This window comes from Streptomyces sp. CRCS-T-1 (assembly GCF_024442335.1).
Taxonomy (GTDB): Bacteria; Actinomycetota; Actinomycetes; order Streptomycetales; family Streptomycetaceae; genus Streptomyces; species Streptomyces koelreuteriae.
Genome location: NZ_CP101651.1, coordinates 6,865,928 through 6,891,437, shown reverse-complemented (window position 1 = coordinate 6,891,437; position 25,510 = coordinate 6,865,928). Strand labels below are relative to the sequence as shown.

20 protein-coding genes are annotated in these 25,510 nt (G+C 69.6%); 4 read left to right on the top strand and 16 right to left on the bottom strand.

The features are described 5' to 3' along the window. Nucleotides 1-8 precede the first annotated feature (8 nt). The 3 genes from NNW99_RS31210 to NNW99_RS31200 all read right to left on the bottom strand — a co-directional run bounded on the left by NNW99_RS31210 (nt 9) and on the right by NNW99_RS31200 (nt 3,777). Entirely contained in the window at nt 9-1,016 is a 1,008-nt protein-coding gene (locus NNW99_RS31210; RefSeq protein ID WP_215122501.1) for an FKBP-type peptidyl-prolyl cis-trans isomerase, read from the bottom strand. Between the two features lie 130 nt (nt 1,017-1,146). Further along, nucleotides 1,147-2,508 carry a Pup--protein ligase gene (pafA, locus tag NNW99_RS31205; protein WP_184597419.1) on the bottom strand — a complete coding sequence of 454 codons (1,362 nt, stop codon included), beginning with the start codon at nt 2,506-2,508 and terminating at the stop codon, nt 1,147-1,149. Nucleotides 2,509-2,517: 9 nt separating this feature from the next. Continuing rightward, entirely contained in the window at nt 2,518-3,777 is a 1,260-nt protein-coding gene (locus NNW99_RS31200; RefSeq protein ID WP_215122500.1) for an MFS transporter, read from the bottom strand. A gap of 89 nt (nt 3,778-3,866) precedes the next feature. Here NNW99_RS31200 and NNW99_RS31195 point away from each other — a divergent pair, with 89 nt between their 5' ends. Then, complete coding sequence (locus NNW99_RS31195) at nt 3,867-4,883, top strand: LacI family DNA-binding transcriptional regulator (RefSeq protein ID WP_215122499.1); 1,017 nt, start codon at nt 3,867-3,869, stop codon at nt 4,881-4,883. A gap of 360 nt (nt 4,884-5,243) precedes the next feature. Here NNW99_RS31195 and prcA read toward each other — a convergent pair whose 3' ends face one another. The 6 genes from prcA to arc form a co-directional block, all read right to left on the bottom strand. Further along, on the bottom strand, nt 5,244-5,987 hold the full coding sequence (gene prcA / locus NNW99_RS31190) for a proteasome subunit alpha (RefSeq protein ID WP_215122498.1): 744 nt from the start codon (nt 5,985-5,987) through the stop codon (nt 5,244-5,246). Nucleotides 5,988-6,060: 73 nt separating this feature from the next. Then, nucleotides 6,061-6,906 carry a proteasome subunit beta gene (prcB, locus tag NNW99_RS31185; RefSeq protein WP_215122497.1) on the bottom strand — a complete coding sequence of 282 codons (846 nt, stop codon included), beginning with the start codon at nt 6,904-6,906 and terminating at the stop codon, nt 6,061-6,063. Next, nucleotides 6,858-7,073 carry an endonuclease domain-containing protein gene (locus NNW99_RS31180; protein WP_370869170.1) on the bottom strand — a complete coding sequence of 72 codons (216 nt, stop codon included), beginning with the start codon at nt 7,071-7,073 and terminating at the stop codon, nt 6,858-6,860. The genes prcB and NNW99_RS31180 overlap by 49 nt, the downstream gene beginning before the upstream one ends. Nucleotides 7,074-7,241: 168 nt before the next feature. Beyond that, nucleotides 7,242-7,460 carry a ubiquitin-like protein Pup gene (locus tag NNW99_RS31175; RefSeq protein WP_019757212.1) on the bottom strand — a complete coding sequence of 73 codons (219 nt, stop codon included), beginning with the start codon at nt 7,458-7,460 and terminating at the stop codon, nt 7,242-7,244. A 178-nt stretch (nt 7,461-7,638) separates the two neighbouring features. Next, nucleotides 7,639-9,150: a depupylase/deamidase Dop gene (gene dop / locus NNW99_RS31170; protein WP_370869169.1), complete on the bottom strand. Its 1,512-nt coding sequence runs from the start codon at nt 9,148-9,150 to the stop codon at nt 7,639-7,641. 234 nt (nt 9,151-9,384) lie between these two features. Then, the gene (gene arc, locus NNW99_RS31165) at nt 9,385-11,151 is read right to left on the bottom strand and encodes a proteasome ATPase (RefSeq protein WP_215122496.1); all 1,767 of its coding nucleotides are present in this window, start codon (nt 11,149-11,151) and stop codon (nt 9,385-9,387) included. 246 nt (nt 11,152-11,397) lie between these two features. On the opposite strand from arc, the gene NNW99_RS31160 reads away from it, so the two are divergent. Then, nucleotides 11,398-11,703, top strand: coding sequence for a ferredoxin (locus NNW99_RS31160; protein WP_215122495.1), 306 nt, complete (start codon nt 11,398-11,400; stop codon nt 11,701-11,703). 59 nt (nt 11,704-11,762) lie between these two features. On the opposite strand, the gene NNW99_RS31155 is transcribed toward NNW99_RS31160, so the two are convergent. From NNW99_RS31155 to NNW99_RS31145, 3 genes are all read right to left on the bottom strand, one after another. After that, entirely contained in the window at nt 11,763-12,341 is a 579-nt protein-coding gene (locus NNW99_RS31155; RefSeq protein WP_215122494.1) for a hypothetical protein, read from the bottom strand. A gap of 371 nt (nt 12,342-12,712) precedes the next feature. Next, nucleotides 12,713-13,615 carry a tRNA (adenine-N1)-methyltransferase gene (locus tag NNW99_RS31150; RefSeq protein ID WP_033311897.1) on the bottom strand — a complete coding sequence of 301 codons (903 nt, stop codon included), beginning with the start codon at nt 13,613-13,615 and terminating at the stop codon, nt 12,713-12,715. Nucleotides 13,616-13,655: 40 nt separating this feature from the next. Further along, nucleotides 13,656-15,317, bottom strand: a complete 1,662-nt coding sequence (locus tag NNW99_RS31145; RefSeq protein WP_215122493.1) for a site-2 protease family protein — start codon at nt 15,315-15,317, stop codon at nt 13,656-13,658. 198 nt (nt 15,318-15,515) lie between these two features. Here NNW99_RS31145 and NNW99_RS31140 point away from each other — a divergent pair, with 198 nt between their 5' ends. Continuing rightward, nucleotides 15,516-16,508: a RecB family exonuclease gene (locus NNW99_RS31140; RefSeq protein WP_215122492.1), complete on the top strand. Its 993-nt coding sequence runs from the start codon at nt 15,516-15,518 to the stop codon at nt 16,506-16,508. 14 nt (nt 16,509-16,522) lie between these two features. Then, on the top strand, nt 16,523-17,194 hold the full coding sequence (locus NNW99_RS31135; RefSeq protein WP_161226472.1) for a response regulator transcription factor: 672 nt from the start codon (nt 16,523-16,525) through the stop codon (nt 17,192-17,194). Between the two features lie 72 nt (nt 17,195-17,266). Here the strand turns inward: NNW99_RS31135 and NNW99_RS31130 are convergent, their stop codons facing one another. From NNW99_RS31130 to metH, 4 genes are all read right to left on the bottom strand, one after another. Then, nucleotides 17,267-18,850, bottom strand: a complete 1,584-nt coding sequence (locus NNW99_RS31130) for an ABC transporter substrate-binding protein (protein WP_215122491.1) — start codon at nt 18,848-18,850, stop codon at nt 17,267-17,269. Nucleotides 18,851-18,958: 108 nt separating this feature from the next. Next, a complete protein-coding gene (locus NNW99_RS31125; protein WP_215122490.1) occupies nt 18,959-20,563 on the bottom strand; it encodes an ABC transporter substrate-binding protein in 1,605 nt (534 codons plus the stop codon). A 429-nt stretch (nt 20,564-20,992) separates the two neighbouring features. Continuing rightward, the gene (locus tag NNW99_RS31120) at nt 20,993-21,694 is read right to left on the bottom strand and encodes an HAD family phosphatase (RefSeq protein ID WP_215122489.1); all 702 of its coding nucleotides are present in this window, start codon (nt 21,692-21,694) and stop codon (nt 20,993-20,995) included. Nucleotides 21,695-21,846: 152 nt separating this feature from the next. Then, on the bottom strand, nt 21,847-25,362 hold the full coding sequence (gene metH / locus NNW99_RS31115; RefSeq protein ID WP_215122488.1) for a methionine synthase: 3,516 nt from the start codon (nt 25,360-25,362) through the stop codon (nt 21,847-21,849). Between the last annotated feature and the right edge of the window lie 148 nt (nt 25,363-25,510).

The window sequence follows — 25,510 nt, the reverse complement described above, 5'->3', positions numbered from 1 at the left end:
CCCGCACGTCACAGCTTCGCGAGGATGTCCACCGAAAAGACCAGCGTGGAGTCCTTCTTGATGCCGCTGCCCTGCGGCGGGTTGTCGCCGTAGCCCAGGGCCGGCGGGATGACGATGAGGACCCGGCTGCCGACCTTCTTGCCGGTCAGGCCCTGCGCCCAGCCCTTGACGACCTGCTGGAGCGAGAACGACACGAGCTGCTTGTTGGCGTACGAGGAGTCGAACTCCTTGCCGCCGTCCCAGAGCACGCCCTTGTACTGCACGAGGACGCTGTCGTCGGCGGCGACCTTCTCGCCGTCACCCTCCAGGATGTACTCCGCGACGAGCTTCTTCGGGGCGGTCGCCTTGGGCACCTCGATGGAGGGGGCCTTGCCGTCGGTGTTGGTGCCGACCTTGGGCAGGTCCGCATTGTCCTGGGCGACCTTCTCGCCGTCGGCGGAGCTCTTGGAGTTGAAGGTGTCCAGCACGTCGACGACGAAGACCAGCGTGTCGGTGCCCTTGATGCCCGCCTGCGGGTTGCCCTGCGAGCCGTAGCCCCAGGTGGGCGGGACGGCCATCTCGACGCGGCTGCCGGCCTTCTTGCCGGCCAGCGCGTACCGCCAGCCGTCGATGATCTGGCCCTGGGTGAGCTGGATGGCCAGGCGGGTCTTGCGGTCGTAGGAGTTGTCGAAGACCTTGGCGGTGCTCCAGACCTGGCCCAGGTAGTTCGCGACGACGAAGTCGTTCTCCGCGATGCTCTTGCCGCTGCCCGCGATCAGCGTCTTCACCGCGAGCTGCTTCGACGGCTCTCCGCTGCCCTTGGCGATCGTCGGCTTCTCGTCGAACTTGGTGCCCGCGGTCACCGCCGGCAGCGGACCGTCCACGATCTTCGGCGGCGGCGCCGAGGACGGGGCCGATGCCGAGGGCGAGGGCGAAGGGCTGTCGCTGGCCTTGCTCGAATCCGACTTGTCGTCGCCGCACGCGGCGAGTGTGGCCAGTCCTGCGGGTACAGAGATGAGAAGTGAGCGTCGGCGCACTGTGGGGGCCTCGTAATCGATCGATCTCGTTGATGGCGTGCGCGCAACTCTACGGCGTGAGCAGGGCGCCGTACTTGTAACGTACGGCGCCCGTGTGGCGTTCCGGCTAATTCCGCGCCGGAGCAATTCCTCACATTCCGGCGATCAGCTTCTCCACCCGGTCGTCCACCGAACGGAACGGGTCCTTGCACAAGACCGTGCGCTGGGCCTGGTCGTTGAGCTTGAGGTGAACCCAGTCGACCGTGAAGTCACGGCGCTGTTCCTGGGCGCGCCTGATGAAGTCGCCGCGCAGCCGGGCCCGAGTGGTCTGCGGCGGAACCGACTTGCCTTCGAAGATCTTCAAGTCGTTGCAGATCCGTGCTGCCTGACCCTTCTTCTCGAGCAGGTAGTACAGGCCACGACGGCGGTGGATGTCGTGGTAGGCGAGGTCTATCTGCGCGACCCGCGGGTGCGACATGGTCATGTTGTTCTTGCTGCGGTACCGCTCGATGAGCTTGTACTTCATGACCCAGTCGATCTCGGTGCCGATACGGTCGAGGTCCTCGGCCTCGATCGCGTCCAGCGTGCGGCCCCAGAGCTCCAGGACCTGCTCGACGGTGCCGGTGCGGATGCCGCGGCGCTCGCAGAAGTCCACGGCCTTCTCGTAGTACTCGCGCTGTACCTCGAGGGCGGAGGCCTCGCGGCCGCTGGCCAGGCGCACCTTGCGCCGGCCGGTGATGTCGTGGCTGACCTCGCGGATCGCCCGGATCGGGTTCTCCAGGGTCAGGTCGCGCATCACGGTGCCCGCCTCGATCATGCGCAGCACCAGGTCGGTGGCGCCGACCTTGAGCAGCATGGTCGTCTCGGACATGTTGGAGTCGCCCACGATGACGTGCAGGCGACGGTAGCGCTCGGCGTCCGCGTGCGGCTCGTCGCGCGTGTTGATGATCGGCCGGGAGCGGGTCGTCGCCGAGGAGACGCCCTCCCAGATGTGCTCGGCGCGCTGGCTGACGCAGTAGACGGCCCCGCGCGGCGTCTGCAGCACCTTGCCGGCACCGCACAGCAGCTGCCTCGTCACGAGAAACGGAATGAGAATGTCCGCGAGTCGGGAGAACTCCCCGTGCCGGGCGACCAGATAGTTCTCGTGGCAGCCGTAGGAGTTGCCCGCCGAATCGGTGTTGTTCTTGAAGAGGTAGACGTCGCCCGCGATTCCCTCCTCGTGCAGGCGTCGTTCGGCGTCCACCAGGAGTCCTTCGAGAATGCGCTCGCCCGCTTTGTCGTGGGTGACCAGTTCGGTCACGTTGTCACATTCCGGTGTGGCGTATTCCGGATGTGAGCCCACGTCGAGATAGAGGCGGGCGCCGTTTCGCAGAAAGACATTGCTGCTGCGGCCCCATGACACGACACGGCGGAAGAGGTACCGCGCCACCTCGTCAGGAGACAGGCGGCGCTGTCCCCTGAACGTGCACGTGACGCCGTACTCGTTCTCCAGCCCGAAAATGCGGCGGTCCATGAGGGAACATTACGCCCGATCCCCTGAACTGAAACGGGGTTCGGGGGCACGGTTTGGATCATTTTCCGAACCGGACACAACAACCCCTCCCCCGCCGGGAGCTGCGAGTACCCGTCCTGTGGCGGCCAAAACCAGCAGGGACACGCCACCCGCGACACCCGGCACGGCGAAGCCCCACAGGGCCCCGCCCGTCTCCACGACGGGCCCCGCGACGCCCGCTCCGACCGAGTGGCCCACGGTGAACGTGGTCACCAGCCAGGAGAACGCCTCGGTGACCGTGCCGCGCGGGGCATGACGGTCGACCAGGACGAACGCGCAGGCGATGGCGGGTGCGAGGAAGACACCGGCGAGCGCGGTCAGCGCCACCATGGGCACCGCGTCCGGCATCAGAAGCAGCGGCAGGTAACACACCACCAGAAGGGCTACCAGCACCTGGAGTCGCCGCGCGGGCTCACCGGCCCACTGCCGGGCCCCGTAGACGGTGCCGCCGACCAGCGCACCGAACCCCAGGGCCGCCATCATCCAGCCGTACACGGCGTCACCGCCGTGCGCGTCGGCGTAGGGCACCGAGGCGACGGTGATGGATCCGAGCGCCATCCCGATGAACAGGAACGCCGCCAGCAGCGCCAGCAGCCCCGCCGAGCGCAGCGCGCCCAGCCAGTGCGCCTCCCGCGGCGCCGACCGCCAGGCACGCGAGGGCGGCGAGACTGCCACGGACAGCGCCCCCAGCACCCCGACCACGTTCACCACCAGCAGCGCGACCTGGGCCGACCACAGGGACACGCACAGCGTCACGAGCAGCGGCCCGACGGTGAACATCACCTCCTGGGCCACGGCGTCCATGGCGTACGCCGTGTGCACCTGGTCCTCCTTCCGGAGGACCGACGACCACAGGGCCCGCAGCCCGCCCTCCAGGGGCGGCGTGAAGAGCCCCGCGCCCGCGACGGCGGCATAGGCGACCGGCAGCGACCCGATCCCGGCGAAGGCGAACACGGCCATGGCGAGCCCCGACAGCACAGCCGCCGGCAACTGCACGCGCGGCTGCCCGCGCAGGTCCACGAGCCTGCCCAGCACCGGCTGCCCCACGGCGTTGGCGACGCCGTACATACCCGCCAGCGCCCCCGCCAGGCTGTACGAACCGCCTTCCGCCCGCACGAACAGCAGGATCGCGATGGCGCCGGTGGCATTGGGCAGCCGGCCCACGAGCGTGCCGACGAGCAGCCGGGCGGCATGCCGCGCCCGAAGGATCTCCAGGTATCCCGTAGCCATGTCCCCGCCCTAGGTTTTACGTATAACGTCAACGATTCATACGTACCATGTCCGCTGTTCGACAGTCCAGACGAAGGAGCGGCCCGACGGTGGCACGAGGCAGCACCCGCCCCACGAGCCGGGACGTCGCCCAGGCCGCCGGCGTCTCCCAGGCGGCGGTCTCCCTGGTCCTGGGCGACAAGTGGCGCGGCCGTGTCTCGAAGACGACGGCGCAGCGGGTCCGCGAGGCCGCCCGCGACCTCGGCTACCGCCCGAACCTGGCCGCCCGCAACCTGCGCCTGGGCCGCACCCGCACGGTCCTCCTGGTGGTCCCGGCCCTCACCACGGAGTTCTTCGCGGGCGTCTACACGGGCGCCGCCCGCGTCGCCGCCGAGCACGGTTTCGGCGTGGTCCTCTACCCCTCCCCCGAGGGCGTCGGCCCCGCCCGCGACCCCTTCGCCTCCGCCCAGGCCGCCCTGGACGGCGTGATCGCCTCCTCCATGGCCGCCGACGCGCTCACCGCGATCCGCGGGGACCAGCTGCCGCTGGTGATGCTGGACAGCGACCCTGCGGGGAGCCTGGGTGCGGCGACCGTGAATCTGGACATCGCCGACGGTGTCCGCCAGATCGCGGAACACCTGCTGTCCCTCGGCCACCGCCGCTTCCTCCATCTGGCGGCGGATGTACCGTCCTGGACCTTCGAGGTTCGGGCCCGGGAACTGGCGAGCCGGCTTCGCGAAGTCCCCGGTACGTCGATCCGCACGGCCCGCGCACCGATCTCCATCGAGGGCGCCGTGACCGCCACGGAGTCCGCCCTCTCACTCCCCGGTCCGCGCCCCACCGCCCTGGTCTGCGACGACGACAAACTGGCCGCCGGCGCGTACAAGGCGATCCGCCGCCTCGGCCTGCGCGTCCCGGACGACGTCTCGGTCACCGGCCTGGACGATCTGGCCCTGGCCACGGCGATCGACCCGGAGCTGACGACGGTCCGCCTGGACGCGGAACTCTTCGGAGAACGGGGCATGCGGGCCCTGCTGGCCGTCATGGAGGGCCGTCCCCCCGAGGCCGGTGACATCCCGGTGACGCTGGTCGTACGGGGCTCCACAGCACCACCAGGCCTGCCCTAGCCCCTGGGCGTCGCTGCTGGTGCCGGGTGGGTGCGCAACTCGGCGCGACGAGGTGCCGCTGCGCCCACCCGTGCCGCCCCTAGCGGCACGCATGCCCGCAGCTGAGCGGACCCGCAGGCGCCGGACCACGGAAGGGGACGTGTCGGGGGGTGTCCGCCCGCAGCGGTTGGCGCGTCAACGCCAGTCAATTGGTCTCTCACCCCATCGCGCCGTTCCGAGGACGGACACCCCCCGGCGCGGCCCCGACCCACCACCCGGCGATAGGCGCTACCCGCACCCGCACAGGCGCCGCAGGCACACGCACCGCGCGCCCCGGCCGCACCAGCAACCAGGACGCGCGACGCGAACGATCGAACCGAACTACTCGGCGTCCTCGGACGCCGAGTCCTCCTCGCCGCCGTCTCCCTCCGCGCCCAGGAGACGAGCCAACTGCCGCCCCCCGATCCGCTTGAACTTGCGCTTCTGCGGCCGCGTACGGTCCAGCACCGCCACCTCCAGCCGCTCCGCGGGAATCTCCCGCTCCGTGCCGTTGGTGTCGCGCGACAGCGCCTGCACCGCCAGCTTCAGGGCCTCGGCCAGCGTCATACCGTCCTGGTGGCGCTGGTCCAGGTAGCTGCTGATCTGCTCCGCGTTGCCCCCCACCGCGACCGAGCCGTGCTCGTCCACGATCGAGCCGTCGTGCGGGAGACGGTAGAGCTGGTCGCCCTCCCGGGTCTCCCCCACCTCGGCGACCACCAGCTCCACCTCGTACGGCTTCTCACCGGCGGAGGAGAAGATCGTGCCCAGGGTCTGCGCGTAGACGTTGGCCAGGCCACGGGCCGTGACGTCGTCGCGGTCGTAGGTGTACCCCCGCAGGTCGGCGTACCGCACCCCGCCGATCCGCAGGTTCTCGTACTCGTTGTACTTGCCGGCGGCCGCGAAACCGATCCGGTCGTAGATCTCGCTGAACTTGTGCAGCGCACGGGACGGGTTCTCGCCGACGAACACGATGCCGTCGGCGAACTGCAGCACGACCAGGCTGCGGCCACGGGCGATGCCCTTGCGGGCGTACTCCGCCCGGTCGGCCATCTGCTGCTGAGGTGAAACATAGAACGGCGTCGACACCGGTTATCCGTCCCTTTCTGTGGATGTCACTGGATCACCTGACAAGAACCGGCTGACAAGAACCGGCCGCTGCCTACAGCAGCGAGGCCCGCGGGCCGTCCGGCTGCTCCAGACGCCGCGCCAGGATCGAGCGGGCGATCTCGGAGGATTCCTCGTCGGTGAGCCGGCGGAAGCCGTCCTCGGTGATCACGGTGACGATCGGGTAGATCCGGCGGGCGACATCGGGACCGCCCGTCGCCGAGTCGTCGTCGGCCGCGTCGTACAGGGCCTGGACGACGAGGGTCGTGGCCTCTTCCTCGGTCAGGTCGTCACGGAAGAGCTTCTTCATGGCGCCGCGCGCGAAGATCGAGCCCGAGCCGGTGGCCGCGAAGTTCGTCTCCTCGGAGCGGCCGCCCGTCACGTCGTACGAGAAGATCCGGCCACTGTCGCGGCCCGTGTCGTACCCCGCGAACAGCGGCACCACGGCCAGGCCCTGCATGGCCATGCCGAGGTTGGAGCGGATCATCGTCGACAGCCGGTTCGCCTTGCCCTCGAGGGAGAGCTGCGCGCCCTCGACCTTCTCGAAGTGCTCCAGCTCCAGCTGGAACAGCTTCACCATCTCCACGGCCAGACCCGCCGTGCCGGCGATGCCCACCGCGGAGTACTCGTCGGCCGGGAAGACCTTCTCGATGTCCCGCTGCGCGATGACGTTCCCCATGGTCGCCCGGCGGTCACCGGCCAGCACTACGCCTCCGGGGAACGTCACGGCGACGATGGTGGTCCCGTGCGGTGCCTCGATCACGCCCTGGGTGGGAGGCAGTTGCCGGTTGCCGGGCAGGATCTCCGGCTGGTGCTCGGAGAGGAAGTCCATGAAGGAGGAGGACCCCGGCGTCAGGAAGGCAGCTGGTAGACGCCCGGTGCTACGAGTGTTGGCTTCCACGCGATTCCCTCCACGTATGCGACAGCCCGCCTTGTGACGTCGGGCCGATCCTTGGAACAACCCCGGTCCGGTTGCGACCGGGGGCACGGTATGCCTCGGACCCTACCCGTCCTTCGGCGGTGATCCACATGTCCGGCGGGACCAACTCCACCGGATCGACGCCGCACTTGCCGGCCGCGCACGACCGGCGGAGGCCGCCCGGGCCCGGGACGGCACCGACGCCCGGAGCGCCGCACACGAGGGCGTCACTCGCTCACTGCCCCGCGCACAGCGCTCCGCGCCCCGCCCGTCCGTCACCCAGACCCGCTCACCTTCGGAATGAAGGCAAAGGCGCCTTACTGGCCACCCTTTTGAACGAAGGAGCGCACGAAGTCCTCGGCGTTCTCTTCGAGGACGTCGTCGATCTCGTCCAGGACCGAGTCCACGTCGTCGCTCAGCTTCTCCTGACGCTCCTTGAGGTCCTCGGAAGCCTGCGTCTCCGCCGCCTGCTCCTCGACCTCCTCGGTGGACCGGGTGGCCTTCTGCTGTCCGCCGCCGGTGTCCTTGGTCGCCATATCCCTCACCCCGCTCGGTTCGCCCGACACAGTTGCTCGGTCAAGATCAGACCCTACTCGCCGGGTCTGACAATGGCCCCGCAGTTGCTCCAACGTACGGGGACCACCTCGATGATTCCCGGACCTGGGATTTTCCACCCTGTCCGGCCGCCTCCTCCCGAGTACCCACTGAACACGATCATCCGCCGGACAGGACCCTGACCAGGTCTTCCGCCGTGCGGCAGCGGTCCAGGAGCTCCTTGACGTGATTACGCGTTCCGCGAAGCGGTTCCAGGGTTGGAACCCGCTGCAGGGAGTCGCGGCCCGGCAGATCGAAGATCACCGAGTCCCAGGAGGCCGCCGCGACGTCGTCCGCGTACTGCTCCAGGCAGCGACCGCGGAAGTACGCGCGGGTGTCCTCAGGCGGCGCCGTACGGGCCCGCTCGATGTCCGCCTCGGTCAGCAGCCGCTTCATGCGCCCGCGGGCCACCAGACGGTTGTACAGGCCCTTCTCGGGCCGCACGTCGGCGTACTGGAGGTCGACCAGGTGCAGTCGCGCCGCGTCCCAGTCGAGGCTGTCCCGGCGCCGGTAGCCCTCCATGAGCTCCCGCTTGGCGACCCAGTCCAGCTCGCCGGCGAGACTCATCGGGTCGTGCTCCAGACGGGTGAGGGTGTCCTCCCACCGCGCCAGGACGTCCTTGGTCTGGTCGTCCGCGTCGGCCCCGAACCGCTCCTCCACGTACTTGCGGGCGAGCTCGTAGTACTCCATCTGGAGCTGGACCGCGGTGAGCGTCCTGCCGCTGCGGAGGGTGACCAGCCGCTTGAGCGACGGGTCGTGCGAGACCTGGTGCAGGGTGCGGACGGGCTGGTCGACGGCGAGGTCGACCGCGATGAAACCGTCCTCGATCATCGACAGGACGAGAGCCGTCGTGCCCAGTTTCAGATAGGTCGAGATCTCCGAGAGGTTCGCGTCGCCGATGATCACATGCAGGCGGCGGTACTTCTCGGCGTCCGCGTGCGGCTCGTCGCGGGTGTTGATGATCGGGCGCTTGAGCGTCGTCTCGAGGCCGACCTCCACCTCGAAGTAGTCGGCCCGCTGACTGAGCTGGAAGCCGTGCTCGTGCCCGTCCTGGCCGATGCCGACGCGGCCCGCCCCGGTGAAGACCTGACGGGAGACGAAGAACGGCGTCAGATGGCGCACGATGTCCGAGAAGGGGGTCTCCCGCTTCATCAGATAGTTCTCGTGCGTGCCGTAGGACGCGCCCTTGTTGTCGGTGTTGTTCTTGTACAGATGGATCGGCTGGGCACCGGGCAGCTGCGCGGCCCGCTCCGCGGCCTCGGCCATGATCCGCTCGCCGGCCTTGTCCCAGAGGACGGCGTCCCGGGGGTTGGTCACCTCGGGGGCGCTGTACTCGGGGTGCGCGTGGTCGACGTAGAGCCGCGCACCGTTGGTGAGGATCACGTTGGCCAGGCCGATGTCCTCGTCGGTGAGCTGGCTGGAGTCGGCGGCCTCGCGGGCGAGGTCGAAGCCTCGCGCGTCCCGCAGCGGGTTCTCCTCCTCGAAGTCCCAGCGAGCCCGGCGGGCCCGGTGCATCGCAGCCGCGTAGGCGTTCACGATCTGGGACGAGGTGAGCATGGCATTGGCGTTGGGGTGGCCGGGGACGGAGATCCCGTACTCCGTCTCGATGCCCATTACTCGCCGTACGGTCATGCGGCCCTCCTTGCCCGGCGGCACCCTCGGTCGTGGGCGCCACTCAGATACCGCTGGCGCTCGGTTGCGTGTGCGGTGCCCGTCCCCGCACTGCGCGACTCGGCGGTACGGAAGAGCCTAGAACGCCTTTGCGCTGGTGGGGAGATCATTTGCGTCATTGCGTTGCTCCAGCCGTGGCCTGAAAAACAGTCGGCTGCGGGTACCCGCCGAGGGCACCCGCAGCCGCCCTGCCTTTTACAGGTACTGACCGGTGTTCGCCACCGTGTCGATGGAGCGTCCGGTGTCCGCGCCCTGCTTTCCGGTGATGAGCGTACGGATGTACACGATCCGCTCGCCCTTCTTTCCGGAGATCCGGGCCCAGTCGTCCGGGTTGGTGGTGTTGGGCAGGTCCTCGTTCTCCTTGAACTCGTCCACGCAGGCCTGGAGGAGGTGGGAGACGCGCAGACCCTTCTGGTTCTTCTCGAGGAAGTCCTTGATCGCCGACTTCTTGGCACGGCCCACGATGTTCTCGATCATGGCGCCGGAGTTGAAGTCCTTGAAGTAGAGGACTTCCTTGTCACCATTGGCGTAGGTGACCTCCAGGAAGCGGTTCTCCTCGGACTCGGCGTACATCTGTTCGACGGCCGTCTGGATCATGCTCTGGACCGTGGAGGCCTTGGAGCCGCTGTGCTCGGCGACGTCGTCGCCGTGCAGCGGGAGGCGCTCGGTGAGGTACTTGCCGAAGATGTCCTTGGCCGCCTCGGCGTCCGGACGCTCGATCTTGATCTTCACGTCGAGCCGGCCGGGCCGCAGGATGGCGGGGTCGATCATGTCCTCACGGTTGGAGGCGCCGATCACGACCACGTTCTGCAGGCCCTCCACACCGTCGATCTCGGCGAGGAGCTGCGGGACGATGGTGTTCTCCACGTCCGAGCTGACACCGGAGCCACGGGTGCGGAAGAGCGACTCCATCTCGTCGAAGAAGACGATGACAGGGGTGCCCTCGCTGGCCTTCTCACGGGCCCGCTGGAAGACGAGGCGGATCTGCCGCTCCGTCTCACCGACGTACTTGTTCAGGAGCTCGGGGCCCTTGATGTTGAGGAAGAAGCTCTTGCCCGCGGCCTGGCCGGTCACCTCGGCGACCTTCTTGGCCAGCGAGTTGGCCACGGCCTTGGCGATCAGGGTCTTGCCACAGCCGGGGGGCCCGTACAGCAGGACGCCCTTCGGCGGCCGCAGTTCGTGCTCCTTGAACAGGTCGGGGTAGAGATACGGGAGCTCGACCGCGTCGCGGATGGCCTCGATCTGGCCGCCGAGACCGCCGATCTGCTCGTAGCCGATGTCGGGGACCTCTTCGAGGACGAGCTCCTCGACCTCGCTCTTGGGCACGACCTCGTAGACGTAGCCGGAGCGGGGTTCGAGCAGGAGGGCGTCGCCGGGACGGATGGTGACGTCCAGCAGCGGCTCGGCGAGCCGCACCACCCGCTCCTCGTCGGTGTGCCCGAGCACCAGGGCCCGCTCGCCGTCCTCGAGGATCTCCTTGAGAGTGACGATGTCTCCGACGCTCTCGTACTCCATGGCCTCGACCACGTTGAGCGCTTCGTTGAGCATCAATTCCTGGCCGCGCCGGAGCTCGTCGAGCTCGACGCTGGGGCTGACGTTCACCCTGAGCTTGCGGCCGCCCGTGAAGATGTCGGCGGTGCCGTCCTCGTTCGCCTGCAGAAAGACCCCGAAGCCGGCCGGCGGCTGCGCGAGCCGGTCGACCTCCTCCTTGAGGGCCACAATCTGGTCACGGGCCTCACGGAGCGTGTTGGCGAGCCGCTCGTTCTGCGCGGACACGCCGGCCAGATTGGTCTGCAGCTCGACGATCCGCTCTTCGAGAATCCTCGTGTGCCGCGGAGAGTCGGCGAGCTTGCGCCGCAGGACGGCGATCTCCTGCTCAAGGTAGGCGATCTGCCCGGCCGGGTCGTCGGACCCGCGTCCCGGGCGGATGCCGCGGTTCATGTCGTCGTCGTGGGCTGCCACGGTCCTCACCTCCTCCAAGGGGAGCTGGACGCTTCCAGACCCTACCTGGGCGGGTGTCGATTGAAACCCCTAGATCACAAAGACGGTCGGGGTGTGTCCGATCTTCACCCTTGCGCTCTCCCTCACGCCAGGGGAATACCCACCGAACATGAATGGAACCCAGCCGGAGGTAGGGTCGAAGCGTTCAACACCCGTCAGAGCTGGCCGGATTCCCGATACGGCTCGACGCATGAAACGGCAGGAGACATGAGCGTGCAGCAGGAGGCCGGGGTCGACGGCGAGGCGCTGGAGGTCTGGATCGACCAGGACCTGTGTACCGGCGACGGCATCTGCGCCCAGTACGCGCCCGAGGTGTTCGAGCTGGACATCGACGGTCTGGCCTATGTGAAGAGCGCCGACGACGAGCTGCTCCAGGACAAGGGCGCCACAACGCCCGTACCGCTGCCGCTTCTCACGGACGTGGTCGACTCCGCGAAGGAGTGTCCGGGCGAGTGCATCCACGTACGTCGAGTTTCGGACAGGGCCGAGGTCTACGGACCGGACGCGGAGTGACTCTTTCCGCACACTCCGTCACGGCTGTCTGATATCTCACACACGCCGGCGCACTCGCCTCACACGCTGTGGGCGCCCGACGGAGTCGAGCGGACGAACGCGCCGTTCTGCCAACGCCATTTCACGTCGCTCTTCACGTCGGGGCAGCAACGCGGCACATCGGCCGACGAGTAGCCGAAGAGCGTGGCCGTGACGGCGCCCTGACGTACGGCGAAGTCACTGACGGTGTTGCCGTCCTTGGGGTCGAGCAGGGTCGCCACCACGCGCGGCTTGCCGCCGTCGCCGTCCCGGGTGAGGACGTAGACGCCGTCCGGCGGGGTGCCCATCGGGGAGTCGCAGTGGACCACGGCCACCGTCTCGGGGGAGCCGTCGCCGTCGAGGTCTCCGGAAGCCCGCTTCTTCACCACGGCCTTCACCGGGCCGCACTCGATCGGGAACGTCACCGCGGCCGGATCGGGCGGCGCGAGGGCCGCCGGAGCGCTTCTCGTCTCGGGGCCCGCCGCCTGGGCCGCTGTCGCCGCACCCGGCTGGAGGAACGAGGAGAGGGCCATGACGCCGGCGACAGCCGTGGCGGTGGCGAGCCAGTGGATGGGGCGGGTGTGGGTGTGGGCGAGCTCCGGGACGGCGGAAGGCTGCACTAGGAGTGTCTCCTGAGGGCTGTGCCGGTGGGATGGTGGCCAAGGGGGGATGGCCAAGATGGTGCCACACGTCACACCACGTGGGAACGGCGGGGTATGGCCGTCCTGTGCCGGGGAAGTCAGAAGAGTTACGGTTCCTGCCGCTCTGTCAGCGGACCCGCTGGAGCGCGGGCCGCTGCCGCCGCGCATCGCGCCGGTGGGGCGGGCCGCGGTCGTGTTCTGTCAGGTCAACCGATAAACGCCGTGGTTCACCCGCGACTGCCACCGGGCACAGCGGATGAGACAACAGAAGGGCGCCGTGGCGGAGTTCCCGAAGTGGATTCGGGAACTCCGCCACGGCGCCTGTGCGTTGGGTGCGGCGGCGGGTCGCCTCAGCGGCCGGAGCCGCCGTCGGCGTTGGGTCCGGCGTAGTCCTCGCCGTAGGCGCCCTTGGCGGGGCGGCGGCGGCGCATGGGCGGCTCGACGCCGTCGGCGAGGCGGCGGGCGGTGAGCAGGAAGCCGGTGTGGCCGATCATCCGGTGGTCCGGGCGGACGGCCAGGCCCTCGATGTGCCAGTTGCGGATCATCGACTCCCAGGCGCTCGGCTCGTTGAAGCAGCCGATCTCGCGGATGGACTCGACGGTCCGGGCGAGCTGGGTGGTGGTCGCCACGTAGCAGCAGAGGATGCCGCCGGGGACGAGCGCCTTGGAGACGGCCTCCAGGCACTCCCAGGGGGCGAGCATGTCGAGGATGACGCGGTCCACGTCGGCGTCGGACAGGTTGTCCTGGAGGTCACCGACGGTGAGCTGCCAGGCGGGGTGCGGGCCGCCGAAGTAGCGCTCGACGTTCGCCTGGGCGATCTCGGCGAAGTCGGCGCGGCGCTCGTAGCTGTGCAGCATGCCCTGGTCGCCGATGGCGCGCAGCAGGAAGCTGCTGAGCGAGCCGGAACCCACGCCGGCCTCGACGACGCGGGCGCCGGGGAAGATGTCGGCGAAGGCGAGGATCTGCCCCGCGTCCTTCGGGTAGACGACGGCTGCCCCGCGGGGCATGGACAGGACGTAGTCGGGGAGCAGGGGGCGCAGCGCGAGGTAGGCGACGTTCCCGGTGGTGCGGACAACGCTGCCCTCGGGAGCGCCGATCAGTTCGTCGTGGGGGAAGGAACCCTTGTGGGTGTGGAAGTTCTTCCCGGCCTCGAGCGTGAACGTGTAGTGGCGGCCCTTGGGGTCGGTCAGCTGAACCTGGTCCCCGACCTTGAAGGGCCCGCGCCTGCGGGCGGCACCGGTCGGTTCGGACATGTGAACAGCCTACCGGTCCCCGGAGGGGGCGCCGACCACTTCAGCTGGGCCTGGCCATGGCCTTCACGAAGGCCCGCTCCACGTCGGCCGCCGACAGGACTCCGTAGATCTCGCCGGTCTCCTCGACGACGAGGTACTCGGTGGCGGGCGTCGCCCTGAGGGCGTCGAGGAGTTCCTCCCCCGACAGTTCCGCGGAGACGCGCATGCCGTCGGTGAGGTCCTGGGCGAGGCCGCTGACCGCGACCCAGGGGCGGCGGTGCTCGGGTACGCCGACGATGGCGGCCTCGCGGACCAGCGAGAGGGGCTTGCCGTCGGCGTCGACGACGACCAGGGCGCGGGCTCCGGCACTGTTGGCGCGGCGCAGGGCCTCCGAGAGCGGGGTGTGGGTCTCGACGGGGACCGCGCGGCGGGTGAGCGCGCGGGCGCGCAGCTCGGGGAGGTGCTCGCGCAGCCGGGCCATGCGCAGGCTGTTGCCGGCGCCGGTCCAGATGATCGCGGCGAGGATGGCGGCGAGCAGGGCGTCAAGGACGGTGTCCATGCCGACGTTGTCGACGGCGTCGGAGCCGAGGGCGCCGGACTGGGTCAGCAGCGGCAGGCCGATGAGGACGCAGACGGCGAGGGCGCGGCCGACCCAGGCGGCGGCGACGGTGCCGGCCATCGGCTTGCCGCTGATCTTCCAGACGACGGCGCGGAGCATGCGGCCGCCGTCGAGGGGCAGGCCGGGCAGGAGGTTGAACGCGGCCACGATGAGGTTGGAGATCATCAGGCCGGCCAGCAGGACGCCCGGAACGGTGCCGGGGTCCACGGTCTGCATGGCGAGGTAGAAGACGCCCGCGAGCAGGAGGGAGAGCAGGGGCCCGACGAAGGCGAGCACGAACTCGCGGCCGGGGGTCTCGGCCTCCTTCTCGATCTCGGAGACGCCGCCGAAGAACTGGAGCTGGATGCGGCGGACCGGGAGCTTGAAGCGGAGGGCGGCGACGGTGTGGGCCAGTTCGTGGACGAGCACGGAGGCGTAGAAGGCGACCGCGAAGAAGAGGGAGACCAGGTAGCGGGCGGCGCCGAGCTCGGGCAGGACGCGCTCCAGCTGCCCGCCGAACACCCAGGTGATCAGCGCGGCGACGAGGAACCAGCTCGGCGCGACGTACACGGGCACCCCGAAGGGCCGTCCCATGAGCAGCCCGCCCCGGGGCTCCGGAGGCCGCTGGGGCGCGGGCCCCTTGCCGTCGGCGGAGTGGGCGAGGGGGCGCTCACCGGTGCCGGGCGCTGCGGGTTCGGTACGGCTGTTCGGGTCAGGGGCGGGGGCCCCACCGGCGTTCGGGCCGGTCGCGGAGTCACCTGCCGGGCCGGGCTTGCGCAAGGAGGGGCGGTCTCCCTCGGCCGCGCCGCCGGAGTCCCGGTCCGGGGTGGGGAACGCACCGGCGTTCCGGCCGGTCGCGGAGTCGTCTTCCGGGCCGGGCTTCCGCGACGAGGGACGCTCTGCCTCGGCCGCGCCGGAGTTCTGGTCCGGGGCGGTGTCGTCCTCGGGCCCCTCAGGGCCTGCCGCCGGGGTGTCCTCGTGCCGCTCGGGGGTGAAACGCCCTCCGTCCGTGGGCTGTTCGTCGGCGGCGGTCGGGTCGGTGACCGGGGCCGGAGCCCCCGCGTGGCCCTCGGCCGGCTCGTCGTTGCCGGACCGCGGCTGCCCGCGCCCGCCGCTCTCGTCCACCGGTGTCCCCTCGTTCGAAGCGTCTCCCGCGCCTGCCGGCCGGGAGGGTCTCGAGTCGATGGTATGCGTCCGTCGAGGTGCCTTCCGCCCCGGCACCCCTGTGTTTCCCGTCCCTCACGTCCCTTCCCGGCTCCCGGCGTCGCACACGGACCGCCCGCGACTGGGTCACTGTCAGTGGCGGCCCGTATGGTCTGGGGCATGGAGACGAGCACCGAGGGCGCCGCGCAGCCCGACAGCAGCCCTGCCCCGGCGGTGGATCCGCCGGTCCCGGCCGGGTCCGTGGAGGCCGTCATCGAGGCGGGGGTGGAGACGGCGGCCGTGGCCGCGGCCGCGCCCGTCGCCATAGCCCCCTCGACGCTGTCCCCCTCGCGTGCGAGCGACTTCATGCAGTGCCCGCTGCTCTACCGCTTCCGGGTCATCGACCGGCTGCCGGAGAAGCCCAGCGAGGCGGCGACCCGGGGCACTCTGGTGCACGCGGTCCTGGAGCGGCTCTTCGACGCCCCGGCGGCCGAGCGCACGGCGCCCCGGGCGAAGTCGCTGATCCCGGGCCAGTGGGACCGGCTGCGCGAGTCGCGGCCGGAGGTCGTGGAGCTGTTCGCCGACGATCCGCAGGGCGAGCGGCTGGCGCGCTGGCTGGGCGAGGCGGAGCAGCTCGTCGAGCGCTGGTTCTCCCTGGAGGACCCCAGCCGGCTGGAGCCCGCCGAGCGGGAGCTGTTCGTCGAGACCGAGCTGGAGTCCGGACTGCGGCTGCGCGGGATCATCGACCGGGTCGACGTGGCCCCCACGGGCGAGGTCCGGATCGTCGACTACAAGACGGGGAAGGCACCGAGGCCCGAGTACTCCGAGGGCGCCCTGTTCCAGATGAAGTTCTACGCCCTCGTGGTCTGGCGGCTGAAGAACGTGGTGCCGCGGCGGCTCCAGCTGGTGTATCTGGGCAACGGCCAGGTGCTGACGTACGACCCGGTCCTCGCCGACCTGGAGCGGGTAGAGCGCAAGCTGCTGGCACTGTGGGAGGCGATCCGGCTGGCGACGGAGACGGGCGACTGGCGGCCGCGCCCCACGAAGCTGTGCGGCTGGTGCGACCACCAGGCCCACTGCCCGGAGTTCGGCGGCACTCCCCCGCCCTACCCGCTGCCGGTGAGGGCGGCGGAGTCCGGCGGGCCCGCGCAGGGCAGAATGGGGCCGGACTAGCTAAGGAGACTTACGTGGCCATCCGTGTCCTACTGGTCGACGACCAGCCGCTGCTCCGCACGGGCTTCCGGATGATTCTGGAGGCCGAGCAGGACCTCGCGGTCGTCGGCGAGGCCGGAGACGGCCTCCAGGCGCTCGACCAGGTGCGGGCCCTGCAGCCCGACGTGGTCCTGATGGACATCCGCATGCCGCGGATGGACGGTGTGGAGGCGACCCGGCAGATCACGGGCCCCGAGCGGGACGGCCCGGCGAAGGTGCTGGTGCTGACCACCTTCGACCTCGACGAGTACGTGGTGGAGGCGCTGCGCGCCGGTGCCAGCGGCTTCCTGCTGAAGGACGCCCCGGCCAACGAGCTGGTGCAGGCGATCCGGGTCGTGGCCGCGGGCGAGGCGATGCTCGCGCCGAGCATCACGCGCCGGCTGCTCGACAAGTACGCCACGCATCTGCCCTCCGGCGACGAGCCGGTGCCGGACACGCTGCACACACTCACCGACCGCGAGGTCGAGGTACTGAAGCTGGTGGCGCGCGGGCTGTCCAACGCCGAGATCGCCGCCGACCTCTTCGTCAGCGAGACCACCGTCAAGACGCACGTCGGGCACGTGCTGACCAAGCTGGGTCTGCGCGACCGGGTGCAGGCGGCGGTGTACGCATACGAGAGCGGGCTGGTGCGCCCCGGCGCGCAGTAGGCCGCCCCGCTACCGACAAAAAGAGGGCGCCCCCTGCCTCGGCAGGGGGCGCCCTCTTGTCTCACGGGTGCGTCAGGAGTCCTTGCTCAGCTCCCAGAAGCGGAACACGGTGGACGCGTCGAGGCAGTACTCCAGTCCGTAGACGCCTTCGCGCGCGACCGCGTACTGCTTGGCCTGCCACACCGGCAGGACGGGGAGTTCGTCGGCGACGATGTCCTGCAGCTCCCCGAACTCCTTGTCGGTGGAGGCGCGGTTGGTCAGGGCCGCGGTGCTCGGGATGAGCGTGCCGGTGATGGTGTCGTTCTCGTAGTTGTTGCCCAGCACATTGCCCTTGCCGAAGAAGGGGGCCGTGAAGTTGTCGGCGTCCGGGTAGTCGGGCACCCAGCCCTTGACGTAGACGCCGTACTTGCCGGCCGCGATGTCCTTCTCGTACTGGGCGAAGGAGACCGACTTGACGTCCGCGTCGAACAGGCCGCTGGCGTTGAGCTGGCCGGCGATGGCCGTCAACTCCTGGTCGGTGGCGGGGCCGTAGCGGGACGGGGTCGACCAGAGGGTCAGCTTGACCTTGCCGTTGACGCCGTCGGAGCGCAGGGCGGCGGCCGCCTTGGACCGGGAGGGGCGGGCTCCGTAGGTGTCGAAGAAGGCCGTGTTGTGGCCGGCGACACCGGCCGGGATGATCGAGTACAGCGGGGTCGCGGTGCCCTGGTAGACGTCCTTGATGAGGGCTTCGCGGTCGAGCAGGTGGGCGATGGCCTTGCGTACGCCGATCTTTCCGGCGACCGGGTCGTTCATGTTGAAGACCAGGTGCTGGACCTCGGCGCTGCTGCCCTCGACGACCTCGGTGCCGGTGCCGTCGTCGGCCTTCTCCATGTCGGCGATGTCGCCCGCGGTGAGGCCGCGGTAGGCGATGTCGACCTCTTCCTTCTGGATGGCCTGCTTCAGGGCGGTCTGGTCGCCGTCGAAGAACTTCAGGGTCACGCCGGTGTTGCTCACCTTGGCGGTGCCCTTGTAGTTCTCGTTGACGGAGAAGACGGCCTGACCGTCGTCGATCGAGTCGAGCTTGTAAGGGCCGGAGCCGACGGCCTTGCCGTCCTCGCGCAGCTTGCCCGCGTCGTACTCGTCGTGGTTGACGATGGAGCCGGCGCCGGAGGCGATCTTGCTGGGGAAGGTGGCGTCGGACGTGTTGAGGTGGAAGACGACCGTCGTCTCGTCCGGGGTCTCCACCTCGTCCAGCGTCGGGAACATGATCGCGGGCCCGTCGGGGTCGTTGATCTTCAGCATCCGCTCGAAGGAGAACTTGACGTCCTCCGAGGTGAGGGCGTCGCCGTTGCTGAACTTGAGGCCGTCCTTCAGCGTGCACCGGTAGACCGAGGTCTGCGTGTCGGTGAAGGAGCAGCTCTCGGCGGCCTCCGGCTGCGGTTCCGTGGCGCCCTTGGGGAAGCTGAGCAGCGACTGGAAGACGTTGTTGAACAACAGCCAGGAGCCGGGGTCGTAGCCGGAGGCCGGGTCGGTGGCCAGGACGTCGTCGGACATCCCCACCACCACGTTGGAGCCCTCCCCCGCGGAGTCCCCGCTCTCCGTGCCGCAGCCGGTCAGCAGGCCGGAGGCGAGTCCCGCCACGATCGGCAGGACCGGCCACTGGTTGCGTATGTTCACGTGTGCGCCTTGTCGTCGGTTCTCGAGAACGCCCGGAGCATGTCTCTGGCTCCGGGGCACGGCTCCCCGGGGGCCCGCGGTCACAGGCCCCGGGTTCCAGCGGGTACGTCAGCCGCTCACGCCCCGGCCGAGCTCCCACAACTGGAGCGTCGACGCGGAGTTGAGCGCGTACGCGGTACCCGTGATGTCGTCGCGCGCGGCGACGTACTGCTTGCCCTGCCACAGCGGCAGCACCGGCACGTCGGAGGCGACGATGTCCTGAATGTCCGTCAGGCTGGAGGAGGCGGACAACCGGTCCGCCTCGCGGCGGGACTCCGGGATCAGGGTGCTTCGGATCTGGCTGTTGTCGTAGGGCGAGCCAAGCGTGTTGTCCCTGTCGAGGAACGGCGCGAGGAAGTTGTCCGCGTCCGGGAAGTCGGGGAACCAGCCCATGCCGTAGACGTCGTACTCACCCTTCTTCTCGGCCGGGCGGAAGGTGTCCCACGGCGTTCCCTTGATACCTACGTCGAACAGGCCGCTGGAGTTCAGCTGGTCGCGCAGGACCTCGAACTCCTTCTTGGTGGCCGGGCCGTAGTGGTCGGTCGTGTAGTGCAGGGTCAGCTTCACCGGGGTGGTGATGTTCGCCTGATTCAGCAGGGAGCGCGCCTTGGTGACGTTCGCGTCGCCGTACTTGTTGAAGAACGAGTTCGAGTGGCCCGTGACGCTGGCCGGGACCAGCGAGTACAGCGGCTCGGCCTGGGAGCCGTAGACCTTGGAGACCAGCTCGCTGCGGTTGACGACCTGCGCCATCGCCTGGCGTACGGCCTTGGACTCGACGGCCGGGGCGTCGGTGTTGAAGCCCAGGTAGCGGATCTCCAGGCCGGGCATCTCGACGAGGTCGACGCCGGTGTCGGCGTCGCCCGAGAGCTTGCGGATCTGCTCCGGCGACATGGTGCGGGTCATCAGGTCGATGTCGCCCTTGTCGAGCGCCTCGCCCATGGCGTCGGCGTCCTTGAAGGAGACCATGTCGATCTTGTCGTTGTTCACCTTCAGGTTCCCCTTGTAGTCGGGGTTCCGGGTGAACTCGGCCCTGACCAGCTCGTCGTTCTCGACGTCGGCCTTGAGGGTGTACGGGCCGGAGCCTTCGAGGTCGAAGCCGTCGCGCAGCTTGTTCTTCGGGTAGTCGTCGGGGTCGACGATGCCGGCGACCGGGGTCGAGAGCTTGTACGGGAAGGTGGCGTCGGCGGTCTTCAGATGGAAGATGACGTCGCGTTCGCCCTGCGTCTCGACGGTGTCGATGGTGGACAGCAGCGCGAACACGCCGCTGTCGGCCTTGAGGGAGCGGGCGCGGTCGATGGAGTACTTCACGTCGGACGCGGTGACGGGGTCGCCGTCCGCGAACTTCAGGCCGTCGCGCAGGGTGCAGGCGTAGCGCTCGTTGCCGTTGTCGGTGAAGCCGCACTTCTGCGCCGCCTCCGGCACCGGGTCGCCCTCGCCGCGCGGCTGGATCATCAGGGTCTGCACGGTCTGGCGCAGGATGTTCCAGGTGCCGACGTCGTAGGCGTACGCCGGGTCGAGGGGGGCGGGGGCGTCCTTCGAGGCGGTGAACCGGTCCGTGGTGCCGACGACGATCGCGTCGCCGCCGTCGCTCCCGCTGTCGGACCCGCCGCAAGCGGTGAGCACCGGCGCGAGCAGGCCGATCACGGCCGGCAGCACCAAAGTCTTGCGGTTCATGCTCGAGTTTCTCCAGAGCTGTCGACTCCGTGTATCCGGCATGCAGGGGTGGCGCAGCGGATCACGGGGGTGGGGCGTGGTTCTCGCAACGAGATTAGTCGGGGCCGGCAGGAAGGTTCGCAGCGACCGGAGTTGAGCCCTCATCACGCTGCGGAACCGGGCGTGGACACACCGAAAACCCGATGGCGGAAGCTTTGGTGCAGCGTTCCACCAATCGGGACACAAGGGCACGTCAACAGCCCCCCACTGCACACGCGGGGTCCGCTGTCGACCCCCGAATGGGTGGGGAACGTCACATCGCAAACAGGTTCCGGAGACGGTAATTCGACCGCCCCCGGATGGACCGGAGATCACCGGGAGATCATCCGGAGAGGGTCGAATTCAGCTGCGGAATTACTGACTTAACCGCACTGCACGCTGGGTGAACGGCTAGCGCATTTCCGTCATCAGCCCATGCAGAAATGTCAGGTCGACCTCTTCGAGGGAGGTCACGACCGTACGCCGGAGGGCCGGGGCGATGGGGGCCACGGAGGGCACCGCCACGACCCGGCAGCCCGCGGCCTCGGCGGCGGCGACCCCGGTCGCGGTGTCCTCGATGACGGCGCACCGGGCCGGGTCCGCGCCGAGTCCGGCGGCGGCCGCCAGGTACGGGTCGGGGTGGGGCTTGGTGCGCGGCACCTCGTCACCGGCCACCGTCAGCCCGAAGTGGTGCGCGCCCAGCGAGGTCAGCACCCGGTCGATGATGCGCCGGTGCGAGGCGGAGACCAGGGCCGTCGGGATCTCGTACTCGTACAGCTCTGCCAGCAGCCGGCCGGCGCCCGGCATCAGCGGCAGGGCGCGGTCGATGCGGTCCTCGAAGCCGTTGTTGAGCAGCACGGTGAGTTCGTCGAGGGTGATGTCGGCGCCGGTGGCCTCGATCAGGAATCCCGCGCTGCGGGTCATGGGACCGCCGACCACGACATGGCGCCAGGAATCGTCGAGGGTGTGGCCGAGGGAGGCGAAGACCTCGGCCTCGACGTCCCACCAGAAGCCCTCGGTGTCCACCAGGGTGCCGTCCATGTCGAGGAGCACCGCCTGCAGGGCGGAGCCCTCGGCCGTGCGGGTTCCGAGCGCGGGGACCGTACTGGTCATCCACGTACCTCCTTGAGGGACGTTCAGGCCGGCTCCCACGGGGGGAACCGGCCTGCGGTGGACCGACCAGTCTACGTCGTGCGCGGAAGAAGCGCCTCTTTTGGCCCGAGTGCCCGGTGGGGCGGCTCAGTGGGGCGGTTCAGCGCGACGGCTCAGCGGGCGTTGAAGTACTTCGCCTCCGGGTGGTGGATCACGATGGCGTCCGTGGACTGCTCGGGGTGCAGCTGGAACTCCTCGGACAGGTGGACGCCGATGCGCTCCGGCTGGAGCAGGTCGGCGATCTTGGCGCGGTCCTCCAGGTTGGGGCAGGCGCCGTAGCCGAGGGAGAAGCGGGCGCCCCGGTACTTCAGCTCGAACATGCCCTGCATCTCGTCCGGGTCCTCGGCGGCGTAGCCGAGTTCGGAACGCACGCGCGCGTGCCAGTACTCGGCGAGCGCCTCGGCCAACTGCACGGACAGCCCGTGCAGTTCGAGGTAGTCGCGGTAGGCGTTGGCCTCGAACATCCGGGCGGTCTCCTCGCCGATGCGCGAGCCGACGGTGACGATCTGGAGGCCCACGACGTCCGTCTCGCCGGACTCCTCCGGGCGGAAGTAGTCGGCCAGGCACAGTCGGCGGCCCCGGCGCTGGCGCGGGAAGGTGAAGCGGGTGCGCTCGTTGCCCCGCTCGTCCAGGAGGATCAGGTCGTCGTCCTTGGAGACGCACGGGAAGTAGCCGTAGACGACGGCCGCCTCCAGCAGGTTCTCCGTCTGGAGCTTGTCCAGCAGGCCGCGCAGCCGGGGCCGGCCCTCGCTCTCGACGAGTTCCTCGTACGACGGGCCCTCGCCGCTGCGGACCTGCTTCAGGCCCCACTGGCCCTTGAACAGGGCGCCCTCGTCGAGCCAGCTCGCGTACTCCTTGAGCTGGATGCCCTTGATCACGCGCGTGCCCTGGAAGGGCGGCTCGGGGACGGGGTTGTCGGTGGCGACGTCGGAGCGGACGTGCCCCTCCTCGGGGCGCTCCTCGACCACGGCCTGGGCGGTCGCCCGGACGCGGCGCTGCTTCAGCTCGGGCAGCTTCGCTCCCGGCACGCCCCGCTTCACGCCGATCAGGGCGTCCATCAGGCGCAGGCCCTCGAAGGCGTCTCGGGCGTAGCGGACCTCGCCCTCGTAGATCTCGTGCAGGTCCTGCTCGACGTAGGCCCGGGTGAGGGCGGCGCCGCCGAGGATGACCGGGAAGTTCGCCGCCAGTCCGCGCTGGTTCAGCTCCTCCAGGTTCTCCTTCATGATCACGGTGGACTTGACCAGGAGCCCGGACATGCCGATGACATCGGCCCGGTGCTCCTCGGCGGCGTCCAGGATCGCGGAGACCGGCTGCTTGATGCCGAGGTTGACGACGTTGTAGCCGTTGTTGGACAGGATGATGTCGACGAGGTTCTTGCCGATGTCGTGCACATCGCCGCGGACGGTGGCCAGGACGATGGTGCCCTTGCCGTCCTCGTCGGTCTTCTCCATGTGCGGTTCGAGGTGGGCGACGGCCGTCTTCATCACCTCGGCGGACTGCAGGACGAACGGCAGCTGCATCTGGCCGGAGCCGAACAGCTCGCCGACGACCTTCATGCCGTCCAGCAGGGTCGCGTTGACGATGTCGAGGGCGGAGCGCTCCTGGAGGGCGTCGTCGAGGTCGGCCTCCAGGCCGTTGCGCTCGCCGTCGATGATGCGCCGCTTCAGGCGCTCGTCCAGCGGCAGGGCGGCCAGTTCCTCGGCCTTGCCGGCCTTGAGGGACTTGGCGGTGGCGCCCTCGAAGAGCTGCATGAGCTTCTGGAGCGGGTCGTAGCCCTCGGCGCGGCGGTCGTAGATCAGGTCCAGGGCCGTCCGGACCTCCTCCTCGCTGAAGCGGGCGATCGGGAGGATCTTCGACGCGTGCACGATCGCCGAGTCCAGGCCCGCCTTGACGCACTCGTCGAGGAAGACGGAGTTGAGCAGGATGCGGGCGGCCGGATTGAGGCCGAAGGAGATGTTGGACAGGCCGAGGGTGGTCTGCACCTTCGGGTGGCGCCGCTTCAGCTCGCGGATGCCCTCGATGGTGGCGATGCCGTCCTTGCGGGACTCCTCCTGGCCGGTGCAGATGGTGAAGGTCAGACAGTCGACGAGGATGTCCTCCTCGTGGATGCCCCAGTTCCCGGTCAGGTCGTCGATGAGCCGTTCGGCGATCTCGACCTTGTTCTCGGCGGTGCGGGCCTGGCCCTCCTCGTCGATGGTCAGCGCGATGAGGGCGGCCCCGTGCTCCTTGGCGAGCTGGGTGACCTTGGCGAAGCGGGACTCGGGGCCGTCGCCGTCCTCGTAGTTCACCGAGTTGATCACCGCGCGGCCGCCGAGCTTCTCCAGGCCGGCCTGGATGACGTCGATCTCGGTGGAGTCCAGCACGATCGGCAGGGTGGAGGCGGTGGCGAAGCGGCCGGCCAGCTCCTCCATGTCGGCGGCGCCGTCCCGGCCGACGTAGTCCACGCACAGGTCGAGCATGTGCGCGCCCTCGCGGATCTGCTCCCGGGCGATCTCCACGCAGTCGTCCCAGCGGGCCTCCAGCATGGCCTCGCGGAACTTCTTCGAGCCGTTGGCGTTGGTGCGCTCGCCGATGGCCAGGTAGGAGGTGTCCTGCCGGAACGGCACGCTCTGGTAGAGGGAGGCGGCGCCGGGCTCGGGCTGCGGGCTGCGCTCGCCCGGGGCGACGTCCCGGACGCGCTCGACCAGCTGGCGCAGGTGCTCGGGGGTGGTGCCGCAGCAGCCGCCGACCAGGGACAGGCCGTAGTCCTGGACGAAGGTCTGCTGGGCGTCGGCCAGGCCCTCGGCGTCGAGCGGGAAGTGGGCGCCGTCCTTGGTCAGGATCGGCAGGCCGGCGTTCGGCATGCACAGCAGCGGGATGCGCGAGTGGCGCGTCAGATACCGCAGGTGCTCGCTCATCTCGGCGGGGCCGGTGGAGCAGTTCAGGCCGATCATGTCGATGCCGAGGGGCTCCAGCGCGGTCAGCGCCGCGCCGATCTCGGAGCCGAGCAGCATGGTGCCGGTGGTCTCGAAGGCCATCGAGCACAGCAGGGGCACGTCGAAGCCGGTGGCCTCCATGGCCCGGCGGGCGCCCAGGATGGACGCCTTCGTCTGGAGCAGATCCTGCGTGGTCTCCACGAGCAGCGCGTCGGCGCCGCCTGCGAGCATGCCCTCGGCGTTGGCCTGGTAGCCGTCGCGGATGGTGGCGTACGCGACGTGGCCGAGGGTGGGCAGCTTGGTGCCGGGGCCGACGGAGCCGAGCACCCAGCGGGGCCGGCCGTCCTTCGCGGTGTACTCGTCGGCCACCTCGCGGGCGATGCGGGCGCCCGACTTGGACAGCTCGTGCACGCGGTCGGAGATCTCGTACTCGGCCGCGGCCGTGTGGTTGGCGCCGAAGGTGTTGGTCTCGACGCAGTCCACGCCCACCGCGAAGTACGCGTCGTGGACGGAACGGACGATGTCCGGCCGGGTCAGGTTCAGGATCTCGTTGCAGCCCTCGAGATTCTCGAAGTCCTCGAGTGTGGGGTCCTGAGCCTGGAGCATGGTGCCCATGGCTCCGTCGGCCACCACCACACGGGTGGCCAGGGCCTCTCTGAGCGCGGCCACACGGGTCCGGCTGTCTGCGGAAGGGGTCAGCGGCAACGAGGCCATGTAAAGGGCTCCCTCGGATGCGACGGCTGTCGGCTTTGCGGCTTCCCGGACATCCGGAGGGCATCCGGGGAAGGGCGCACCGCGCCAGCGTAACCGGGAGTCGGCTTGGATGGGCAGCGCGTCCACGGGGCGGACGCCGATGGCGCCG

Coding starts and splice junctions, on each gene's coding strand:
- pafA (WP_184597419.1), bottom strand. CDS start 2,508: ATGGACCGCCGCATTTTCGGGCTGGAGAACGAGTACGGCGTCACGTGC.
- NNW99_RS31200 (WP_215122500.1), bottom strand. CDS start 3,777: ATGGCTACGGGATACCTGGAGATCCTTCGGGCGCGGCATGCCGCCCGG.
- NNW99_RS31175 (WP_019757212.1), bottom strand. CDS start 7,460: ATGGCGACCAAGGACACCGGCGGCGGACAGCAGAAGGCCACCCGGTCC.
- dop (WP_370869169.1), bottom strand. CDS start 9,150: ATGACCGTACGGCGAGTAATGGGCATCGAGACGGAGTACGGGATCTCC.
- NNW99_RS31160 (WP_215122495.1), top strand. CDS start 11,398: ATGAGCGTGCAGCAGGAGGCCGGGGTCGACGGCGAGGCGCTGGAGGTC.
- NNW99_RS31150 (WP_033311897.1), bottom strand. CDS start 13,615: ATGTCCGAACCGACCGGTGCCGCCCGCAGGCGCGGGCCCTTCAAGGTC.
- NNW99_RS31140 (WP_215122492.1), top strand. CDS start 15,516: ATGGAGACGAGCACCGAGGGCGCCGCGCAGCCCGACAGCAGCCCTGCC.
- NNW99_RS31125 (WP_215122490.1), bottom strand. CDS start 20,563: ATGAACCGCAAGACTTTGGTGCTGCCGGCCGTGATCGGCCTGCTCGCG.
- NNW99_RS31120 (WP_215122489.1), bottom strand. CDS start 21,694: ATGACCAGTACGGTCCCCGCGCTCGGAACCCGCACGGCCGAGGGCTCC.
- metH (WP_215122488.1), bottom strand. CDS start 25,362: ATGGCCTCGTTGCCGCTGACCCCTTCCGCAGACAGCCGGACCCGTGTG.